This window comes from Ignavibacteriota bacterium, from assembly GCA_016707525.1.
In the GTDB taxonomy this organism is placed as follows: Bacteria; Bacteroidota; Ignavibacteria; order UBA10030; family UBA6906; genus JAGDMK01.
In genome coordinates this window covers 86232-106844 of the sequence record JADJHP010000017.1, presented here as the reverse complement: position 1 = coordinate 106844, position 20613 = coordinate 86232, and the positions used below count along the sequence as shown (strand labels likewise).

Below are 20613 nucleotides of genomic sequence, written 5' to 3'. Positions count from 1 at the left end.
CAGCGCGATGCGCTTTCAGACCAAAGCGATCCATACCGGTGTGAACAAGGATGCTGCGTACAACAGCGTCATGACGCCGATCTATCAGACGTCGACCTTCCGGTTCGAGGATATCGGGACCACCAAAGGGTACGACTACACGCGTACCTCCAATCCGACACGCAAGGCGCTTGAGGAGAACATCGCGGCTCTGGAAGGCGGTGCGGGTGCGGTGGCGGTGGCAACAGGGATGGCTGCGATCGCGACGACCCTGCATCTGTTCAAGTCGGGCGACCATATCATCGTCACGCACGACTGCTACGGCGGTACGGACCGCATCATGCGGACCTACCAGGAGCAGTTCAACATCCAGCTCAGCTACGTGAACATGCAGGATCCGGCCAACCTCAGGAAAGCGTTGCGGCCTGAGACAAAAGGCGTGTGGATCGAGACGCCGAGCAATCCGCTCCTGAACATCCTGGACATCCGCGCGCTCGCCGATATTGCACGCGCGCACGGGGCGCTCTCGATCGTGGACAATACGTTCCTGACCCCGGTGAACCAGCGCCCCTTCGATCTGGGCGCCGATGTGATCGTGCACTCCACAACGAAGTATCTCAATGGCCATAGTGACGTGGTGGGCGGTGCGGTGGTTGCGAAAGAGCCGAAGGTCGCGGAGCGGATCGCCTATCTGTGCAATGCCCTCGGACAGGGGCAGGCACCCTTCGATGCGTGGCTTGTGCTTCGAGGCATCAAGACCCTGGTTCCCCGCATGGCGTTGCATGAGACCAATGCCCGTGCCATCGCGGAGTATCTGACGAAGCATCCGCGGGTGAGCAAGGTGTACTACCCGGGACTTCCCGGTCATCCGCATCACGCCACGGCGAAGGCGCAGCAGAAGGGGTTTGGCGGCATGGTGTCCTTCGAGGTGAAGGGGACCATCGACGATGTGCACCGGCTCCTGCGTGGTGTGAAGGTGTTCGCGCTTGCGGAGTCGCTGGGTGGCGTGGAATCCCTGATCGATCATCCGCAGACCATGACCCATGCTTCCATGGATCCGGTCCTGAAAGCGGAAGCGGGTATCACGGATACCACGATCCGGTTGTCCATCGGGCTGGAGGATGTTCAGGATCTGATCGAGGACCTTGACGCCGCGCTGCCTCCCCGGACATAAGGGGGGCACGTACGCGGACCACGGATATCAGGAACCTTTCCCGGGCAGGGGACGTTACACTGACATGAAGAATCGTGCAGCACATATGACCAATGGCACGGGGGCCTGCGCCTGTTGTTGTCCCATTCTACACCGGAGGGCGGCGGCCGTGCCATGCTCGTAAGAGCGCACTGACGTTGTATTCATTGTTGAGGCCCTTCGGACGACCGGGGGGCCTTTTTAATTATCCATGATCCATGGATAATCGATAATTGATAATTCCAATGGACAATTGATAACCACATTCGAATAGAGGAGGAAGGATGAAAGCACAGAACATTCTCGGAACGATCGGCCGGACACCCGTGGTGCGGCTCAGCAAGTTGTTCCCTGGCGACCGTGAAGTGTGGGTGAAGTTGGAACGCGCCAATCCCGGCGGGAGCATCAAGGACCGCATTGCATTGTCGATGGTCGAGGATGCGGAGAAGCGCGGGGTGTTGAAGCAGGGGAGCGTGATCATCGAGCCGACCTCGGGAAACACCGGTATCGGGCTGGCGATCGTTGCGGCCGTGAAGGGATACCGGCTCATACTCGTGATGCCTGAATCGATGTCGGTGGAACGCCGCCGGATCATGTCGGCGTATGGTGCCGAGTTCGATCTGACGCCGAGAGAGAAGGGGATGAAGGGAGCGATCGAGCGTGCGAAGGAACTTGCGGCGGCGACTCCCGGCGCGTGGATCCCCCAGCAGTTCGAGAACCAGGCGAATGTGGAGGTACACAGGAATACGACTGCCCGGGAGATCCTTGAGGATTTTCCGGAGGGATTGGATGTTCTCATCACCGGCGTCGGGACCGGCGGGCACATCACGGGCGTCGCGGAAGTTGTGCGGGCGAAGTTCCCGGACCTGGAGGTCTTTGCCGTAGAGCCGGCCCTGTCACCGGTCTTGAGCGGCGGTGCGCCCGGCCCACATCCGATCCAGGGGATCGGTGCAGGATTCGTGCCCGCGATCCTGAAAAAGGAACTGCTGGACGGTGTCATCCAGGTGACGAAGGAAGAGTCGTTCCAGTACGCGCAGCGTGCGGCGAAGGAAGAGGGGATCTTCCTCGGGATCTCGTCCGGTGCATCGCTCGCTGCCGTGGCAAAGAAGCTACCCGAGCTCCCGGCAAAGTCCAGGGTACTGACCTTCAACTACGACACGGGAGAGCGGTATTTGTCGATCGATGGGTTATTCGCGTAGTGCATGCGTAGAGGTTCTGGGGTGGGGTCGTTGTAGGGGCCGAGCATGCCCGGCCCCTACACGTGCATTCGGGGCATGATCAGGCAACGGATCGCGGATGCCTCGGATGTGGATTTGTTGTAGGGGCCGGGCATGCCCGGCCCCTACGGGTGTATCCGGGCACCAGGATAGTCAAACCTGTCAGTGATATTGATAGTTTCATAGAGTAAACAGCGTTTCATTCCTTGCATTTGGTCACTCGACCGTCGTATATTTCTGTCAATCTCGCCATATTCCGACAGGACGATCCACATGACCAACTCCTACTCTTCGCTTGCGATCAGCGATCCTGATGCGCTCTGTTTCGGCCACTCACCCAAACCCGTGCACTGCGGGTTCGGCATCACCATCGGGGGTGGGCAGGTCTATCCTGAGCTGAACTTCACGCTCCCCACGATGACCATCGAGCAGGCCACCTGGGCCGATGTGCGGAAGCACTATCAGGAGATCGCGGACATGGTGATCCGCGCAGGGAAGCGCCTGCATCTTCCCGGGTTGGTGTTGGAGTTCGAGTTGTTGCCTCCGATGACCGAGGCGCCGGAGTGGGGAGCGGAGATCACGGCGATCCTCCATGAGGCGTTGAAGAAAGCCCACGAGGCCTATGGACTGCCGTGTGCGCTGCGCGTGACGCCGACCGACGTGCGCGACCGCCAGCGGCCACCGCTTCTCCGTTCCGGCGAGGAATGGGATGTGCTTCGTTCATCGTTCGAACAATGCTCGAAGGCCGGTGCGGACATCCTCTCCATCGAATCGGTGGGCGGGAAGGAAGTCCACGACGAGGCGCTGATGTACGGCGACGTCCGCGGTGCGATGTTCGCGCTTGGCGTTCTTGCCCCCAGGGACATGGAGTTCCTCTGGACCATGATCGTTGATGTGGCATCGAAGCACAGGGTCGTGCCCGGGGCGGATTCTGCCTGCGGATTTGCGAACACCGCGATGCAGCTTGCGGGTCAGGGGATGTTGCCGGAAGTGCTTGCCGCGGTGATCCGTGCCGCCAGTGTGGTGCGGAGCCTTATGGCGTACCGTGTCGGAGCGAAGGGCCCGTCGAAGGACTGCGCGTATGAAGGCCCCGTCATCAAGGCGATCACGGGAACGCCGATCGCGATGGAAGGAAAGTCGGCGAGCTGCGCACACTTCAGTCCGGTCGGGAATGTCGCCGCGGCGATGTGCGATCTCTGGAGCAATGAGTCGGTGCAGAACCTGCGGCTGCTATCGGGCTCCGCGCCGGAGGCCTACCTGGAACTGCTGGCATACGACTGCCGTATCTTCAATGAAGCGACACGCCAGAAGAAGACCGCCGAGTACCGTTCGCTGCTGGTGCAGTCGGATATCGGGCTGAGCCCGCAGGCACTCGTCCTGTCGCCGGAGTCGACCGTTGCGATCGCCCAGGCCATCGTTGGCGCGCCCGATCCATACCGTCAGACCGTGGCCGCTGCCCGCACCGCCGTGACCCTCATCGCGCGGGCGCAGCAGGAAGGGAAGCTCTCGCTCGTGCCGAGGGAGATGGAGTGGCTGGGCAAGATCGCCGCGGCGCTTGACGACATGCCGGAGACCGAGGGAGAACTCATCGGTGAGATGGCCGATACCTACGGCCACAAGTTCCTGCCCTCAAGCTACGGCCTCTGATCCCACGGGGAGAGGCGTGCAACTCAACGGTGCTGGACGATGTCCCGCACCGTTTCTGTTATGGCGCGGAAGTCGATCTTGCCGCTCCCCATCTTCGGCATCTCATCCACATAGACGAAGCGCGAGGGCATGGCGATCGGCGGGAGGTGCAGCGCGAGCTGCTTCATCACGGCCTTCTCGTCGATGCGGCCGGTCAGTGCCGCAACGATGCGCGCGCCACGAAGTGCGTCCGGGATCTCAACGACGCAGCATTCGATATCCGGTGCGATGACCTTCTGGATCGCGTCCTCGACACGGATCAGCGACACCATCTCTCCACCGATCTTGAGGAATCGCTTCAGCCGGCCCACGTGCCACAGGTATCCATCAGGATCCACATACCCCATATCGCCTGTGTCGTACCAGCCGTGCCGGATGCTGAGCGATGTCTGTTCGAAATCGTCGAAGTACCCCTTCATCACGCTCGCACCCTTCACGAGGATCTTGCCGATCTCGCCGGCCGCGCAGGATTCGCCGGTCTCGTAGTTCTCGACGCGCACCTCCATGCCCGGAATGGGCCGTCCCACGCTGCCGGGGCGGTTGTGGTCCACCGTATTCATGGTGATGGCCGGGCTGGTTTCCGTTGCGCCGTACGCTTCCAGCAGGACCTTGTTGTGCTTTGCGAGGAACCCGTCCCGCAGGCCGTCGGGACACTTGTCCGCGCCGGTGAGGAGGATACGGACCGTATCGAAATCACCCTCTTTCCCGTTCCGCAGATATCCCCAGAAGAAGGTCGGGGTCCCTGCCATCATGGTCACTTTTTCTTCGCGCACAACGTCGCAGATGGTCTTGAAGTCGAGCGGGTTGGCGTAGGTGACCAGGGTTGTCCCGACCACGAGCGGCACCCAGAGGTTCGCCGTCTGTCCGAACACATGGAAGTAGGGGAGATTGGCGAGGAAGATGTCCTCGGGAACGAACGTGAACGCCTTGGTGATGCCTTCGAAATTGGCGGTGATGTTCCGGTGTGTGAGCTGGACGGCCTTGGGCTCCTTCTCGCTCCCACTGGTGAAGAGGATCACCAGCGTCTCATCCTCATCCCCGCGGTGGATGCGGGTCAGGAGCTTGTCGGTGGGGAGGTGCGCTTTGAGTGCCGCGCGCACTTTGTCCACCGGCCCGATGCTCGCCATGATGTCTTCGAGAAAGACCATGCCCTCCACGGGGCGGCACCCGATCTTTTCGCACAGGGCGCGCGAGGTGATGATCGTGCGGAACGCGCATTTCTTCTGGGCGAACTCGCAATTCCCCGCAGCGCCTGTTGCATAGTTGATCATCACCGGTGTCCGCCCGCTCATGAGCGTCGCGAGGATCGCGAGGATCGATCCGGCGGAGTTCGGCAGCATGATGCCGAGGAAGCCAGGATCGTAGGCGCCAAACTTCCGCGCCAAAATGAGTGTACCGATCAGGGCTTTGCCATACGTTACGCGGCGGCCCAGGGTGCGGTCGATGATCGCGAGCTTGCCGGAATACTTTTTTGCGCTGCGGACGAACGCTTGATGTAGAAGCATGGGGGACCTCCCGGTAGGTGCAGAATGATGGTAGCCAGAAGCCCCGTAAAAAGCCACAAGAAAATCTGTCAACCGCAGGCAAACGCAAAGCCGACACGATCGGTTCCCGGGTCCTGCACGTCCCGTGACCATGGTCACATGCGTCGCGCTTCTCGTGTGCTATATTGTTCCACGCTTCACCTGCAGTACGCCTATGACGCTCTATCACATGAATCGCACTTCCGGAGGTTGCATGAACCGCTTCATGGTCCTCACATTGACTGCTGCATCCCTTTGTCTGCTCATTGGTACTTCAGTGTTCACAGCGAATGCCCAGATCACATTCACTCCGTATCAGATGACCAGCAATGCCATCGATGACGGCTCTGTCGATGCTGCCGTGGATGGTGACGGCAACACCCATGTTGCGTATGCACGTGACGGGAACATCTATTATAAGTTGAACATCGACGACGAAGAGCTGGTCGGTCCGGGATCGAACCCTGCGATCGCCGTCTCCGGCGCGAGTATTCCGCATATCGTGTACATCTCGGGTGGATCGGCCATGTACGCCCACCGTGCGTCAGGAAGCTGGAGCACGCCGGGTGCCCTTGCCTACAGTTCGGTCGGATTCGTGGACATCGATGTGGATGGGTCGGGTCACGCGCATATCGTGTATTATTGCAATACGGACGGGGACGGATATGGCGAGATCGTGTATGCGAAGAATACCACCGGCTCCTTTGCCGAGACGGTGATCGCCGATGGGTGGTACGACTCCGGTTCGGGTAACTACTTCTATAATCCGAACATCAAGATCGATGGGAATGGGAAGTACCACATCGTGTTTGAGGCGCAGAATTGGGGCGGCAGGGCGTCCTGGAGCAGCAAGAACCTGGCCTTCGTCACTGATGCAGCGTCCGGCTCCGGTGGCAGCGAAGGATTCGATTGGAACGCCGGCGTGACCACGGGCAAGAACAGCCTCGCCCTCGATGCATCGGGGAATGCGTATGTTCTGTACTACTCGGGCAGCATGATGTACTTTGGTGTGATGACCACTTCCTGGACCGGTGGCGCGCTCGTTACGGGTTCACAGGGCGCGATCGCTGTCTATGGTGGGACCGTTGCCATTGCGTACAATGACGGCACGGACCATATCGCCTACAATGAGAATACTGGTTCCGGCTTCGGTGTGCCGCAGACCGTGGACGCCGGCCGCTCTCCGTCGGTTGCGCTGGACTACGCCCGCCACATCTTTTATGACAAGAGTGACGCCAGTGACAGGGAGATCTTCCTGGCCTCGGATGCAGCACCTCTTCCGATCCAGCTCGCGTCCTTCGTCGCAGCGCAGACCGGCGAGAGCGTTTCGCTCCAGTGGCAGACCGTCAGCGAGCTGAACAACTATGGATTCTTCGTGCAGCGCCTTGGCACCGACGGCGTCACGTATACCGATCTTCCGGGGAGCTTCGTTGCCGGGCACGGTACGACGGGTGAGGCGAACGTCTACACGTTCGTTGATCGCGCGCCGGAAGGTGAGGGCTGGTACCGGTTGCGCCAGGTCGACCTCGATGGTTCGGTCCATGTCAGCGAACCGATCCGTGTGATGAGCACGACGGGAGTGGAGTCCGACGGGCCCGTGGCATTCGCGCTGTCACAGAACTATCCCAATCCGTTCAATCCGGCAACGCAGATCGCGTTCCAGACCGCGGAAGCGGGGCAGGTGCGGCTCGTGGTCTTCGACCAGTTGGGCCGGGAGGTGGCGACCCTCGTGAATGGCGACATGCCTGCGGGCCGCCATGCGGCGTCGTTCAACGCCGGCGGGTTCGCCAGTGGCGTGTACTTTGCCCGGCTGAGCGCCGGCAGTCAGACGAGCATGATCCGCATGATGCTGATGAAATAGGTGGTGGTGTGGTGAAAGCGCGCGAGGGCCCGTCCCGTTGTTCCGGGGCGGGCCTGTTGCGTTTCATCCGTACCACCCGATACTCGTCAACCCCCGTCTGCTTATCGCCGGAGTCTCCGGGAGATCTGGACGATGACCACGGAGAGCACCAGGACGCCCGCCGTGAAGATCGTGTCGCCCACCACGCGTGACCACCGGAATGCAGCGATCACGTCCGTCTGCAGGAATTCCGCACTCCGTGCATACCAGTAGCCATGCTCCACGGAGGCCCACGTTTGCATGAGTCCGACGGGCAGGAGGCTGATCACCACCATCGCCATCAACCCGATATTGATCGACCAGAAGGTGAAGGACAGTGCGCGATCCGGCCAGACCGCCGCCGGTCGGAGCGCCCGGAGGCAGAACAACATGAGTCCGATCCCGAGCATCCCGTACACGCCGAACAGCGCTGCATGTGCATGCACCGGGGTCGTGTTCAACCCCTGCATATAGTACAGCGCGATCGGGGGGTTGATCATGAACCCGAAGAGTCCGGCACCCACCATGTTCCAGAACGCGACCGAGACGAAGAAGTAGATCGGCCAGCGGTACCGCACCACCCATGCCGTTGTGCGCGAGAGCCGTATATTCTCCCACGCTTCATACCCCACGAACACCAGTGGCACGACCTCCAGAGCGCTGAAGACCGAACCCAGCGCGAGCACGATCGTCGGGGTGCCCGAAAAGTAGAGGTGGTGCAGAGTGCCGATGATCCCGCCCGACAGGAAGATCGTTGCGGCGAGGATGGTCGCTTTGCCGGCCGCGACGACGCTGACGAGCCGCAGCCGGGCGAACAGGAACGCGATGACCACCGTCGCGAACACCTCGAAGAAGCCTTCCACCCACAGATGCACCACCCACCACCGCCAGTATTCCGCGATCGCCAGGTTGGTGTGCTTGCCGTACATCAGGGCAGCGGCATAGAACGAGGCGATCGCAACGGAAGAGATCAGGAACAGGGTGAGGATCGGTTTCTGTTCATCTTTCTTCCGCAATGCCGGGAGGATCGAGCGGACCAGCAGGAAGAGCCAGAGGAACAGTCCGACCAACAGTGCGATCTGCCAGATCCGGCCCAGATCGATGTATTCATATCCGCTGTGTCCGAACAGGAACCAGAGTTCATCCGGGAGCACGTTCTGTATGCTGAGCCACTCGCCTGTCATGGACCCGAGGACGACGACGACGAGTGCGCCGAAGAGGACATTCACGCCGAGGCGTTGGCCTCTGGGTTCGACGCCGCTCACCGCGGGCCCGATGTAGAGGCCTGCGGCCAGCCATGCCGTCGCGATCCAGAAGATCCCCAACTGCGTATGCCACGTCCGCACCACGCTGTAGGGAAGTATCGACGACAACGGGAAGCCGTAGAAGGCGTCGCCCTCGACGGCATAATGGGCTGCCACCACACCGGCGATGATCTGCAACAGGAACAGGGCGGTGACGGTCCAGAAGTACTTCACCACTGCCATTTGTGATGGGGTCGGTGACGCATCGAGGAGTGGATCTTCTTTGGGGATCTCGCCCAATGCCGGCGTCCGCTCGAGCGATGCATGATACCACGCCATAGCGCCGATGCCCGCAAGCAGCAGGATGATGCTCACACCGGTCCATACCACTGCGTCGCCGGTGGGAACATTGCCGATGAGAGGCTCGTGCGGCCAGTTGCTCGTGTAGGTGACATTCTCCCCCGGCCTGTTGGCAGCGGCGGCCCAGGAGGTCCAGAAGAAAAAGGCCCCGAGTTGCTGCAGCTTCCTGGGATCCGGCTGCGCGTTCTTCGGTATCGCGTACTCGGGACGCCCGTTGGCGAAGATATCACTGTAGTATGCCACGTTCGCACGGAATGCCTCGGCGCGGATCGGGTCGATGGTCAGTGTGCCGGTCGCCGGATCATACGTATTGGTCCGGATCAGTTCCTGCAACCGCCGGGCGAGCTGCGCCCGCTGTTCAGGCGCCAGTGACTCGTAGCTGTGGCCAAAGTCGCTTCCCGCCCACCGTTGGAGTATGAACATGCATTCCCTATGCAGCCAGTCAGCGCTCCAATCCGGCGCAACGTAGCTCCCGTGCCCCCAGACGGAACCGACCTCCATACCGCCGAGTGCCTGCCACACATTCTGGCCAGCACTGATCGTTCCTTCGTCGATCACGACGGTTCCGTCCGCCGTGATCACCCTGTCGGGGATGGGCGGGGCCTTCTGGTAGATCGAGACGCCGACCCAGCCCAGGACGGCGAAGGAGAGGATAAGTACAGCGGCGAAACCTGTCCAATATGCCTTCATGATCGTTCCCTTATGCGATAGGTGACCGGTGCGCCGCTGCCGCCCCGTTCTCCAGCGCGATGGCACCGGGGAACAGGATGTTGTTCTCGAGGTGAACATGCGTATGGAGGTCCTCTTCGAATTGCCGGAGCTCCTGATACGTCACCTGGTACGTCGTGCATGCATCCGCAGGGGTCGTGTAGGTGTCGCTCAACGACCGGATGGTCGCGAGGGCATCTCCGGCAGCAACATGTTCTGCTTCCATCATGCGAATGGGGTTCGCCGCGCTCCCGAACGGCGGAGGAGCCATGTGCCGTCCTTCACGGCGTGCACGCGCGAGGGCGGTGACGTAGGGGAAGAGGATGCGTTCCTCTTTCATCATGTGATGCTGGAGTTCCTCGGCAACGGCAGCGAATCGTTCCGCGATCGTGACGACTTCAGGGTGCCGTTCGCCGTGGACGCGCGCAACCTTAGCGGTGTGCGTCAGGAGTGTGGGGATCGCGTCCCGGACATAGGAATGGTGGACGGTGACGATATGCTCGATGAGGTCTTCGAGGGCCAGCCGGGTGAAGCGGTCGTCGGGAGGGAGCGGGGAGCGGCCGAGGTTTCCGAGAGCTGCGATGATGGGCGCCGCATCGAGGCGCCGTGCGGCACATGCCTGTTCGATCGTGACGCCTCCGTTGCAGCAAAAATCCAGCGCATACTTCTCGAAGATCGCCGCGGCGCGGAAATCCTGCGTCACGATCTCTTTGAGCGTTGTGGTGTTGAGTGATGTCATGGCCCTGCTTCCTTCTGTTGTGTCTGCGCGTGTCTCCAAACGATCTTACCGTCGGTATCGATCGAAAGGAGTCTTCGTTGTTCCATTGCTTTGATGGACCGGATGACCGTTTCCACGCGGAGGCCGGTCATATCGGCCAGCAGTTGGCGGGTCAGCGGGACCCGGAATGACCGTTTGGTCCCTGTTCCGCTTTCTGCCCGTCGAAGATACTCGATCAGGGTGGTGAGTCGGTGCTCGGCCTCTTCCACCGCGATCTCGGTCAGCATCATCGACTTGTACAACAGCCGGCTGCTGAGTCCCTGTGTCACTGCGAGGTGTATCCCCGGGTTCTCCCGCAGTAGCGTGAGGAATCCGTCGCGCGGGCATGCCCAGACCTCACCGGCGATCATGGCGACGGCGGAGGCGGGGTAGGGTTCGTTCAGGAAGAACGGGGGCTCCCCGAAGCTCTGGCCGTCGGTGAAATACCCCTGGACGAACTCGCGGCCTTCTTCCGTGTGGGTCATCATTTTTATCTTGCCCGTGCGGACGATGTAGAAGTGCGATGCTGTATCACCCTGTGCGAACAGGACCTCGTTCCTGTCGAGGTGCCGGAGGCGTGCGCCAAATGTGGTGACGATATCATCTGCGATCATGTCGGGATCCTGCTTTCCGGAAGCACCGGGCTTCCGTGCTGGTGAGAGAATCTCATCATTCCGCGGATGAGGTGTATATGACCTATCTCATAGAACGAGGTGTGCCGTGGTTGATTCCCGGGTAGCACTCTGTGCGGCCGGAGAGTGGCATCCGGCCGTCTGGAGAGTGGCAGCGAACCCGCATTGTTCGTATATTAATACTTTATGCATATCCATCAGGGACCATGGGGCTGAAAGACGATATCCTGCGCCGCCGGACGTTCGCGATCATTTCGCATCCGGACGCGGGAAAGACAACACTGACCGAGAAGTTCCTTCTCCATGGCAACGCCATCCAGCTTGCCGGCTCCGTCACGGCGCGGAAGAACCAGCGCCAATCCACATCGGACTGGATGGAGCTCGAGCGCAAGCGCGGCATCTCCATCAGTTCCACCGTGTTGCAGTTCGATTACGACGGGTACCGCATCAATCTGCTGGACACCCCCGGGCACCAGGACTTTTCCGAGGACACCTATCGTGTGCTCACGGCGGTCGATGCCGTGGTGATGGTCATCGACTCGGCAAAGGGCATCGAAGCACAGACCCGGAAGCTCTTCGAAGTATGCCGGCGCAGGCACATTCCGATCTTCACGTTCATGAACAAGCTCGACCGTCCGACCATGGACCCACTGGAGCTTCTGGACGAGCTCGAGCATGTGCTGGGGATCGCGGCGTTCCCGATGGTGTGGCCTCTGGGGACGGGCTTTCATTTCCGCGGCGTGTACGACAGGATGAAGAAGGAGGCGCATCTCTTCGAATTCGGATCGAACGGTGCCTACCGGGTCCCCGAGCAGGTCGGTTCTCTTTCCGACCCGATCGTGAACGAGCGGATGGACCCGAACGAGCATGCGATACTTCTTGAACAGATCGCGATGCTCGACCATGCCGGAGCGCAGTTCGACCTTGACGCGGTGCGGGCAGGCCGCATGACGCCCGTCTTCTTCGGAAGCGCGCGGAACAATTTTGGCGTCCAGCTCCTGCTCGATGGGTTCCTGAAGTATGCGGATCCGCCGCGCCCGCGGTCGAGCAATGGCGTGGAAGTGCAACTCGACAGCGAGACCTTCTCGGGTTTCGTGTTCAAGATCCAGGCGAACATGGATCCGCGCCACCGCGATCGCATCGCGTTCCTCCGCATTTGTTCCGGCAGGTTCGAACGGGATATGACGGTGACGCATGCGCGGAGCGGCAAAACGATCCGTCTCTCCAATGCGTCCAAGTTGTTCGGACGCGACCGTGAAACGGTGGATGAGGCCGTGGCGGGCGATATCGTCGGCTTCGTCGGCCAATCGATCCTTGGTATAGGCGATACGCTGACGGAGGATCCGGCGATCGTGTACAATGAAATCCCCCGGTTCCCGCCGGAGTGCTTCTCACTTCTGAGCAATCCCAACCCGTCGAAATTCAAGCGGTTCCGCGAGGGTGTGGATCAGTTGCTGCGCGAGGGCGTTGTTCAGGGATTCCAGCCGAGGGGTTCGGCGACCCAGATCCCCATCCTTGCCGCCGTGGGTCCCCTGCAGTTCGAGGTCTTCAAATTCCGATTGGAATCTGAATACGGGGCCGAGGTGGATCTGGGTGCGACGGATTGGAAATTCGCCCGATGGGTGCACCCCTCGGTCGACCGATCGACCCTGACCCCCGGCATCCTGCCGACCGGCGCGATCATTGCTGACGATGCACGCGGGCAGACCGTGATCCTCTTTCCCGGGGACTGGGCGCTTTCGGTCTTCACGCAGAAGCATACGTCGATCCTGCTGTCGGAGGCCCCGTATGACGACGGTCCGGGAGCCTGAGTCTTGCGCTTCACGTTTTTTCTCTCTATAGTAATGGTATTCTCATGATGCGGGTGAACAGACGCCCGCACTCCCCGTATCCACGCAAGGGACATCGTACATGCGCATCCTGATCGTCGAAGACGACCAAGCGAGCATGCTGGTCCTGTCAACGTATCTCACACAATTCGGTGCCGTGTCGACCGCTCCTGACGGTGAAGCGGGAGTGGAAGCGTTCCGCACGGCGTTGGCGGAGGGGAACCCGTTCCAGTTGGTTTGCCTCGACATCATGATGCCCAAGCTCGATGGCCAGGCTGCGCTCAAGCAGGTCCGTGTGATCGAGAAGGAGTTCAGTATCCCGGCGGCGAAGCAGGTGAAGGTGATCATGACCACGGCACTCGGCGACCGGGAGAATCTTCTGGAAGCGTTGCCCCAGTGTGATGCCTATCTGCAAAAGCCGGTCGACCGGGCACAACTGCTTTTTTATATCAAGCGCTTCGGTCTGCTGAAGGCGTAGCCCTCCGTCCGTTCCTTCTGCTGATCCCCCGGGCGATGCCCGAGCAGGTCCCCCCAGAGACATTCAAAGTGTGATGTGCTGCCGTGATCCCGTGGATCCCGTGTGATCCACCGTATGGTTGCGTCCCGCGTTGCCGTTCCGTACATTCTGTTGGGGTCTGCTCTCCCTCTTCGTAATCCCAATCCGATGGACAATCATGTGGAGGTGCCATGTACTTCCAGATCCAGACGTCCTCACTCCTCGTTGTTGCCGTACTGATGCTCTGCAGTGCAATGTCGTCACCGGCCGCGGATATCCGCGAGACCATCCGGTCCGCAAAGGCCGCCTTACGTGCTGCAGAGAACACCAATGATGCCCAGGTCAAAGCCACGAAGCTCAGCGAAGCACGCTCTCTCATCGATCAGATAAAGGCAGCGGAGCCGGGCAACAGTGAATTGCGCACTCTGGAAAGCAAGTACCGCTACCTTGCGCCTGACGCTGCACCTGCCACCCCGTCGTCCTCGGCAACGCCCGTTGGTGCGGGGGGGTCCCCGGAAGCGCTCAAAGATTGGACCGCGATCGTTGAGATGCACAAGGCACTCCGCGACAAAACGCAGCGGTTCTTCCCGAATGCCGTGAACATCGCCTATGGTCCGGAGCAGACCGCTGAGGTCATCGCTCTTGCCGCTGATGTCATGAAGAATGACAGGCCGCGCATCCTGGGCTTCCTCAAGGAGTTCGCCGCGAAATACGGCCAGCCCGATGATGCCATGGACCGGAAGATCATCGCCTTGACGCCAAAGGATCCGAAGAAAGGGATGTATGATGAGGCCAACCAGCGCCCCGACGATCTTCCGAGTCAATGCTATCTTGGCCTGGTCGACCGCCTGACGTGGGTGCAGGAGAACACGGCGCAGGAAGCGAAGAACATCATGCGTGATGCCATGCTGAAACTTGCCGATGCCGAGTTCATCATGGACACGCACCGCGATGCACAGTATCAGAGCATCGAGGCCGAGCTCAAACGCGCGCTGCAATTCAACCCGAAGGATGCGGAGATCTCCACCGCGCTCGGGAACGTGCAGGCAAGCAGGAAGCGGTCCGCCGCCGATGCGAAGAAGGCACTCGAGTCGGCGCGCTTCCCCGCGCATGCGGCGGGATTCGCTGGACCGGGAAGCGTACCGGACCTTGTTGCGGCAGTGCGTCAGTACTACGCCGGCGCCTACCCGAAGGAACGTGTGCTTGCGGTTTCTGTGTCCGGTGGATGGGTCGTGACCAAGACCACCATCCTGGGCGCACCGATCCAATGGGGATTGCCGGTGTACTGCGCTGCACAACAGAACGAAGCCGGGATCTGTCGGGTCTTCAAGATGACCATCCTGACCGGGATCGGTGCAGGCATCGCAAAGGCTCCGCCGTTCACCGACCACTGGACAGGGGATTCCTACCGGATGCTTGTCTCGAACGTGAAATGACCTTGATGGGATATCTGCCTCCTGGAGTGGAAGGGGAGAGAAGGCAAGATCTGCGAGCGGGGGAGGAGGCAGATGGCTGATTTTAGCCATGCGGGTGGATCGAGGCGCTTCCTCCCCTGCATTCCTGCTGGAAATCTCCACGGTTTGTAGGCACGCAGTTTGCAACTCCAACTGTGACGAACAATGTCGTCCCCGGAACCCGGGCAAGGCAGCGAGCGGGAGTCCCTGGTGGGATACCGGGATCGCAGCAGAGTAAGATCACGAGCGAAAGGACGAGCCGGTCATGCGGATCCTGGTCGTTGAAGATGATAGTGCGAGCAGCTTCGTTCTCACCACATTGCTGAGTCCGTATGGTGAGACGGCCGCTGCCGTTGATGGGAAGGCCGGGCTCGATGCATTCCGACAGGCACACGCCGAGGGGAAACCCTTCGAACTCATCTGCCTTGACATCATGATGCCGCAACTCGACGGTCAGGGGGTGCTGCGGGCCATACGTGCATTCGAGGAAGAGAAGAGGATCGACAGGAAGAAGGCCGCACGGGTCATCATGACCACGGCATTGGGCGACAAACTCAATGTGATCGAGGCACTGCCGCGGTGTGATGCATATCTGCAGAAGCCCATCGACAGGAAGGAACTGCTGTTCTACATCAAGAAATTCGGTTTGCTCAGCCCGGCGGAGCAGCAGGAGATCGCGGAGCGCGAGCGCAAGCGGGCGGCGACAGCGGGTCTTCCCGAGAAGACCAAGGACATGCCCTGGGTGGATTGAGTGAGAGGGGCCACCAGGTGAGAAGGGCGTGCCCTTGCTCACTGGCCGATGAGCCAGGCTTTTGCTTCCTCTGGAGTGTCGAACCGCGCCAGCACCCTTCCCGAGAACTTCATCACGATGTCAAATTCCAGTTTGAGCAACCCCGTTGCTCCGATGACCGCGCCCGCCTTGACGTAAGGCTTGTTGAATGTGGTGAATTCCTTCAACACCTTTGATGTCATCGGGTTGACACGCGCGCCTGCCACGTTCGTAAGGGTGAGCACCGAACCCGGAGCCTCCTTCGAGATCAGCTTTTTGCTCTCCCGAATGATACCGACAAGGTCTTCGAATTCCACGCCACCGAAATCGATGAAGAGGATCCGCTTTCCTTCGTATTCAATGAATCGTGCACCACCCATGCATCTTTCCCCTATGTTGCGGGATCGCCTGCCAGTATGTTGGATCAGGCCATGCCCATCCACTGGCAATATCAAGCAAACAGGATGCCCGCGAGAAACTGTCGGAGAATCCCGTTTTTTTGCGCACGTATGGCGACTTCTCTGGATCTGCACTCGTCAATTTGAAGATTGCGCAACACGTGGTCAACCATGACCACGATGTCGGGTGCCCCCGGCGATCAGTTCTCGCTGATCATTCCTGTTTCGCGGTAGCTGCCATCCTTCTCAATACGATACGTCTTCACCTCGAACGGCGCACATGCGAAGTTGATCGTTGCCGCAGGGGCCCTCAGAACCAGCGTACCTTCCGTGCGGGTCCCTTTCGTTTCCTGCACCCTGACGATCAACGCCGACCTATCCCACGACTGCTTGCATGCAAGGAGCCGGATGGTTCCCGGGGTCAGTGTCAGAAGTTCCTGCCGGTCGGGGACCCCGGCCCCGATAGGATAGTGAGGAAGGACATACGGAGGCGCGGCGAGGCCGTCGGCCAGGCCGGACACACGTTGCCGCACATCTTCCGGCGACCCGGTGGTCACGAGGATCCTTGCCTCATGGACGCCGAGGTCCATCACTTTGTATGATGACCGCGAGCCAAGATCGAACGTCCGTTCAAAACAGTACGGAGCACTGCGGAGGATGGAGAGGCGGACCTCGCCGTTGCTGCAGTCGAACCCGTGCTGACCGCTGTTCACGATGGCGAACGCCGCAGGCACCCCTCCGGCTGTGTCTTCCAGGATCAGCCAGCGTCCGTGTGTGTATTCCTCGCCATCCGCAGGCCGGTGGATCGCGCCTGCGGGTACTTCACAAAAGACCCCGGGGCTCTTCAGGGATGTCGGGAAGGAAAGTTTCAGCCTCTTCCGTTCCTCATTCCAGACGACGCGGATCCGGAATTCGATGTAGGGGTGATGCGCATAAGCTATCGTACGAACCGTGAGGAGGCTTGTGCCGTAGGTGAAGCGGGCGTCGTGGATCGTCCGGATGGCGCCTGATTCTGCGACCCGCGATGCGCCTGGCACGGGGACGAATTCTCCGAGCACATCCCTGTAGCTCCACTTTTCCATGCCCCATGAATCCCCATCATCGTTCACCACGAGCGCGCGCAGAAGATCTCCGGAAAGAATATTGGCGACGGTTCCGGCTGCGAGGGATGTGATGCGGCCGCTCGCCGGGTCGATCCTGTGGGGGATCGCTGGTGCTGCCGGCGCAGGTTCATAGGGGCCTTCGTGCATCTCCATGCGGAAATGGGCGGCCCCGACCTGAGGGAGGGTGGCGGTGAAACTTACCTTGCGGCGCCATTGGTCCGCCAGGAGAAGCATTTCCGCGTTCTCTTCCTGGACCGGCAGTTCCGTCCCGTCGATCGTGAAGAGGCGTGCGTGCCACTTCCCTTCCCACCGCGGCATGTGATCGATCATGTACTCACATTCCACGGGGACGTGCGTGCTGGCAGGGTTGGCGTTGAGCACGGTGACCGGGATCTGCAGGGGGCGGGGAGGGCCCTGAGAGAATGCGCTGACCGCTCCAAGGCGGAGCCGACGGTGTGTTTCGGATGAGCGGCCGTAGAGATCGAGGGCATCGTGTTCCGCGATCTCCACCGACGATCCCGGGAGAATATCGTGGAAATCGTTGAACAGATGATCGCGCCAGGCGTCCGTCAATTGCTCCGCAGGATACGGTTGTCCCTTGAGCCACCACGATGCCGCGCGTGCACTTTCCGTCTGAAGAAGCCCGGCCAGGTTCTGTTGCATCCGGCGTTTCAGCCGCGCCATGGACGTATAGCATCCGGTGAAGATCCGATTCACGTCTCCTTCCAGCAAGGGGGCGGAAGGGATCCGGTCTGCGATGGCTTCATAGAATCGTTCGAGAGAGCTATGGACGATCGTCACACGCTTCTCGCGCTGCATCAATTCGCGGATGGATTCGAGTTCCGCCCGTGCCGCCCCGCCGCCATGGTCCCCCATGCCCCAGAAGACCGGCGTGTCCCGTTCTTCACGGAGGGCGATCTCCGCGGCTGCCATGATGCGCTCCACGGTCTTCCCGGGATACGTATTGTACGCGGAGAACGGGATGCGATACACCGGGATCTCCGACCCGTCAACCCCGCGCCAGCGGTACAGGTCCGAGCCGATAGGAAGATCTTTCTCTTCCGGGCGCATATGGACGTACAAACGGTAGCCGGCACGCACCAGTAATTGCGGCAGTCCTCCGGAATGGCCGAAGGAATCGAAGTTGTACGCGACGGCCGGGGTGACACCGAAACGGTCGTGGAAATAACGCCGCCCTTCAGCGATGTGGCGTATCAGCGCCTCCGTGCCCGGCATATTCACATCCGGCTGGAGGTCCCATCCGCCGGTGATGCACCAGCGTCCTTCCCGCACGAGTGACCGGATCTCCGTGAACAACGCCGGATCGAGTTCTTCGACCCAGCGGTAGAGGATGGCCTCGTTGTGGTTGAAGACGAAGTCCGGGAATTCCCGGAGGAGGCGGGCAGCGATGCCGAATGTGGTCACGGCCTCTGCCGCACCTTCATCCCACCGCCATTGCCAGACGGGATCGAGATGCGCGTTGCATATCAGGTGAAGCTTCGGTGTGGTCATGGTCGTCTCAGAACGATAGGTGGAATCAGGTTGTCAGATCTCATCGGCAGAAGGAAGATTCTTGTACCAGGTGAAGTAGAGGACGATAGCGACGATAAGGGTCACTGCGGCCCACAGTCCCGCCTGCGTCCAATTCTTCAGGAACATATAGAACGGGAGGATCCCCAGACAGAGTTGGAAGAACGCAGCAATGAACCCATTGAGGATATCCACGCGGGGCATCGGGTCGTTCACCGGGATGAGTCCGCGGCGCTCGGCCTCTTCGCGCACCGGCTTCCAGAATCCGAAGGGGCGGACCCGCGCATAGAATGCCACGAGGGATTCCATGTCCGCGGCAGGAGTGAGGTATGTGATCACGACGGTGACGACCGTTGATGCCGTCATCAGGAACAGGATGGCCTCGTGCAGGGGGAGGAAATCGAGGAACAGCTTGTGCACGCCGACGACGATCGCCGATCCCAGCATACTCCAGATGAAGGACCGGGCCCCGAACCGCCACCAGTGCCAGCGGAATGTCCCGGGGACGAGCACCACGGTCAGCATCACGTACAGGAGCATCTCCCATGCGGCGATGATGCTGTCGTACATGAAACTCATCGCGAATCCTATGATGATCACGAGGCTTGACACGATCATGCCCAGATGCACGAGCGAACTCTCGGACATCTTCCGGGCGACATAGCGTTTGAGGAAATCGTTGAGGACCACATTGCTGGAGACGTTGATGATGGCGCTCAGGGTGGACATGAGGGCGGCGAGGAGCACCGCCATGACGAGTCCGGCAATACCCGCAGGCATGCTCTTGACGACCAGCGGCATGATCTTCTCCGCATCGAAGGAGGCGCCGGTGCCGAGATAGTAGACTCCAAAGGTGAGGAACGACCCGGCGACGAGCCAGCGCACCGTATGGCCAAGGGTCCACATACCTGCCGAGAGCGACGCCTCCCGCGGGCTCTTTGTCGTGAGGAAGAAGGCGAAGTCCCACCCGAAAGGCCCCAGGAGCAACTTGTACGCCAGCCAGAGCAGGCTGGCGCCGAGGTAGGGGCCGAGTGGCGCGTACTGGTGGAATTGCGCTGGAACCGTCGAGGTGTAGTCGGGCCAGAGGTTCCAGGGGATCGCGAGCGAGTCCCAGCCGGGACTGCGAGCCGCGAGGGCAGAGAGTCCATCCGGCAGTTGGAGGGCAGCAATGGTCATGCACACGGCGCCGACCATGATAAGCAGCGTCTGGAAGAGGTCGGTCCAGATCACGCCGAAAAAACCGCCGAGGGTCACATAGATGCCCACGACGATGAAGAGGATGAGTGTGGATTCCCAGCGGGGGAGGGGGACGAACTCTTCCACGAACTTCCCGGTGCCGACCGCGACGTAGATCAGCATCAGCATCATGGAGAGCAGGATGAACGCCGCGATGATGGTCCGGAGGATCTCGGTCTCACGCCCCTTGCCGAAGCGGGTTTCCATCCACTCGGCGGGGGTCATGACCCCGGACCGCCGGATATACTTCGCCTGGAAGGCCATGAACATGGCCATGCCAAAGAAGCCCCAGCCGAAGTGGATGATCCAGATGGACTTGAGTCCGGTGTAGAACATGACGCCGATGATGAGCATCGTGCCGCCAATGTCGACGTAGCTGGAGCATCCGGAGAGGCCGATCATCCACCACGTCGCCTGACGGTTGGCGAGATAGTAGGCATCCAGCTTCTTTGAGGCTCGCCGCTGGAAGGCCGTGCCGATCGCCATGGTAGCGATCAGGTACACGATGATGATGGCAATGTCGACCGGTGCTAAGTGCATCGCATGGATCTCCTTGGACGGAACGCGGGCAGCGTTGGATGAACTGCTGAAAGAGCGGGTAGAGTGGCCGTGGGGTGCGTC

General features: G+C 60.6%; 15 protein-coding genes. 8 read left to right on the top strand and 7 right to left on the bottom strand.

Annotated elements, in window-relative coordinates; translation table 11 throughout:
- Positions 1-7: 7 nt before the first annotated feature.
- From IPI01_20400 to IPI01_20390, 3 genes are all read left to right on the top strand, one after another.
- Positions 8-1153 (top strand): PLP-dependent transferase, encoded by a 1146-nt coding sequence (locus IPI01_20400; protein MBK7260117.1) that lies wholly within the window; start codon positions 8-10, stop codon positions 1151-1153.
- 302 nt (positions 1154-1455) lie between these two features.
- Positions 1456-2370 (top strand): cysteine synthase A, encoded by a 915-nt coding sequence (cysK, locus tag IPI01_20395; GenBank protein MBK7260116.1) that lies wholly within the window; start codon positions 1456-1458, stop codon positions 2368-2370.
- A 291-nt stretch (positions 2371-2661) separates the two neighbouring features.
- A complete protein-coding gene (locus IPI01_20390) occupies positions 2662-4035 on the top strand; it encodes a hypothetical protein (protein MBK7260115.1) in 1374 nt (457 codons plus the stop codon).
- A 23-nt stretch (positions 4036-4058) separates the two neighbouring features.
- Here IPI01_20390 and IPI01_20385 read toward each other — a convergent pair whose 3' ends face one another.
- Positions 4059-5579, bottom strand: coding sequence for an AMP-binding protein (locus tag IPI01_20385; protein ID MBK7260114.1), 1521 nt, complete (start codon positions 5577-5579; stop codon positions 4059-4061).
- A gap of 232 nt (positions 5580-5811) precedes the next feature.
- Here IPI01_20385 and IPI01_20380 point away from each other — a divergent pair, with 232 nt between their 5' ends.
- Positions 5812-7458, top strand: coding sequence for a T9SS type A sorting domain-containing protein (locus IPI01_20380; protein MBK7260113.1), 1647 nt, complete (start codon positions 5812-5814; stop codon positions 7456-7458).
- A 101-nt stretch (positions 7459-7559) separates the two neighbouring features.
- On the opposite strand, the gene IPI01_20375 is transcribed toward IPI01_20380, so the two are convergent.
- The 3 genes from IPI01_20375 to IPI01_20365 are packed head-to-tail and all read right to left on the bottom strand — an operon-like array spanning position 7560 to position 11159.
- Positions 7560-9770: a nitric-oxide reductase large subunit gene (locus IPI01_20375; protein ID MBK7260112.1), complete on the bottom strand. Its 2211-nt coding sequence runs from the start codon at positions 9768-9770 to the stop codon at positions 7560-7562.
- Positions 9771-9780: 10 nt separating this feature from the next.
- Entirely contained in the window at positions 9781-10527 is a 747-nt protein-coding gene (gene ric / locus IPI01_20370) for an iron-sulfur cluster repair di-iron protein (GenBank protein MBK7260111.1), read from the bottom strand.
- Positions 10524-11159 (bottom strand): Crp/Fnr family transcriptional regulator, encoded by a 636-nt coding sequence (locus IPI01_20365; GenBank protein ID MBK7260110.1) that lies wholly within the window; start codon positions 11157-11159, stop codon positions 10524-10526. The genes ric and IPI01_20365 overlap by 4 nt, the downstream gene beginning before the upstream one ends.
- A 224-nt stretch (positions 11160-11383) precedes the next feature.
- Between IPI01_20365 and IPI01_20360 the strand changes: the two genes are divergently transcribed.
- The 4 genes from IPI01_20360 (at position 11384) to IPI01_20345 (ending at position 15707) form a co-directional block, all read left to right on the top strand.
- Positions 11384-12988: a peptide chain release factor 3 gene (locus IPI01_20360; protein MBK7260109.1), complete on the top strand. Its 1605-nt coding sequence runs from the start codon at positions 11384-11386 to the stop codon at positions 12986-12988.
- 100 nt (positions 12989-13088) lie between these two features.
- A complete protein-coding gene (locus tag IPI01_20355; protein ID MBK7260108.1) occupies positions 13089-13484 on the top strand; it encodes a response regulator transcription factor in 396 nt (131 codons plus the stop codon).
- 209 nt (positions 13485-13693) lie between these two features.
- Positions 13694-14938, top strand: a complete 1245-nt coding sequence (locus IPI01_20350) for a hypothetical protein (protein ID MBK7260107.1) — start codon at positions 13694-13696, stop codon at positions 14936-14938.
- A gap of 283 nt (positions 14939-15221) precedes the next feature.
- The gene (locus IPI01_20345; GenBank protein MBK7260106.1) at positions 15222-15707 is read left to right on the top strand and encodes a response regulator transcription factor; all 486 of its coding nucleotides are present in this window, start codon (positions 15222-15224) and stop codon (positions 15705-15707) included.
- Positions 15708-15745: 38 nt separating this feature from the next.
- Here the strand turns inward: IPI01_20345 and IPI01_20340 are convergent, their stop codons facing one another.
- From IPI01_20340 to IPI01_20330, 3 genes are all read right to left on the bottom strand, one after another.
- Positions 15746-16105 (bottom strand): hypothetical protein, encoded by a 360-nt coding sequence (locus IPI01_20340; protein ID MBK7260105.1) that lies wholly within the window; start codon positions 16103-16105, stop codon positions 15746-15748.
- Between the two features lie 218 nt (positions 16106-16323).
- Positions 16324-18738 carry a hypothetical protein gene (locus IPI01_20335; protein ID MBK7260104.1) on the bottom strand — a complete coding sequence of 805 codons (2415 nt, stop codon included), beginning with the start codon at positions 18736-18738 and terminating at the stop codon, positions 16324-16326.
- A 33-nt stretch (positions 18739-18771) separates the two neighbouring features.
- Complete coding sequence (locus tag IPI01_20330; GenBank protein ID MBK7260103.1) at positions 18772-20532, bottom strand: hypothetical protein; 1761 nt, start codon at positions 20530-20532, stop codon at positions 18772-18774.
- Positions 20533-20613: the final 81 nt, after the last annotated feature.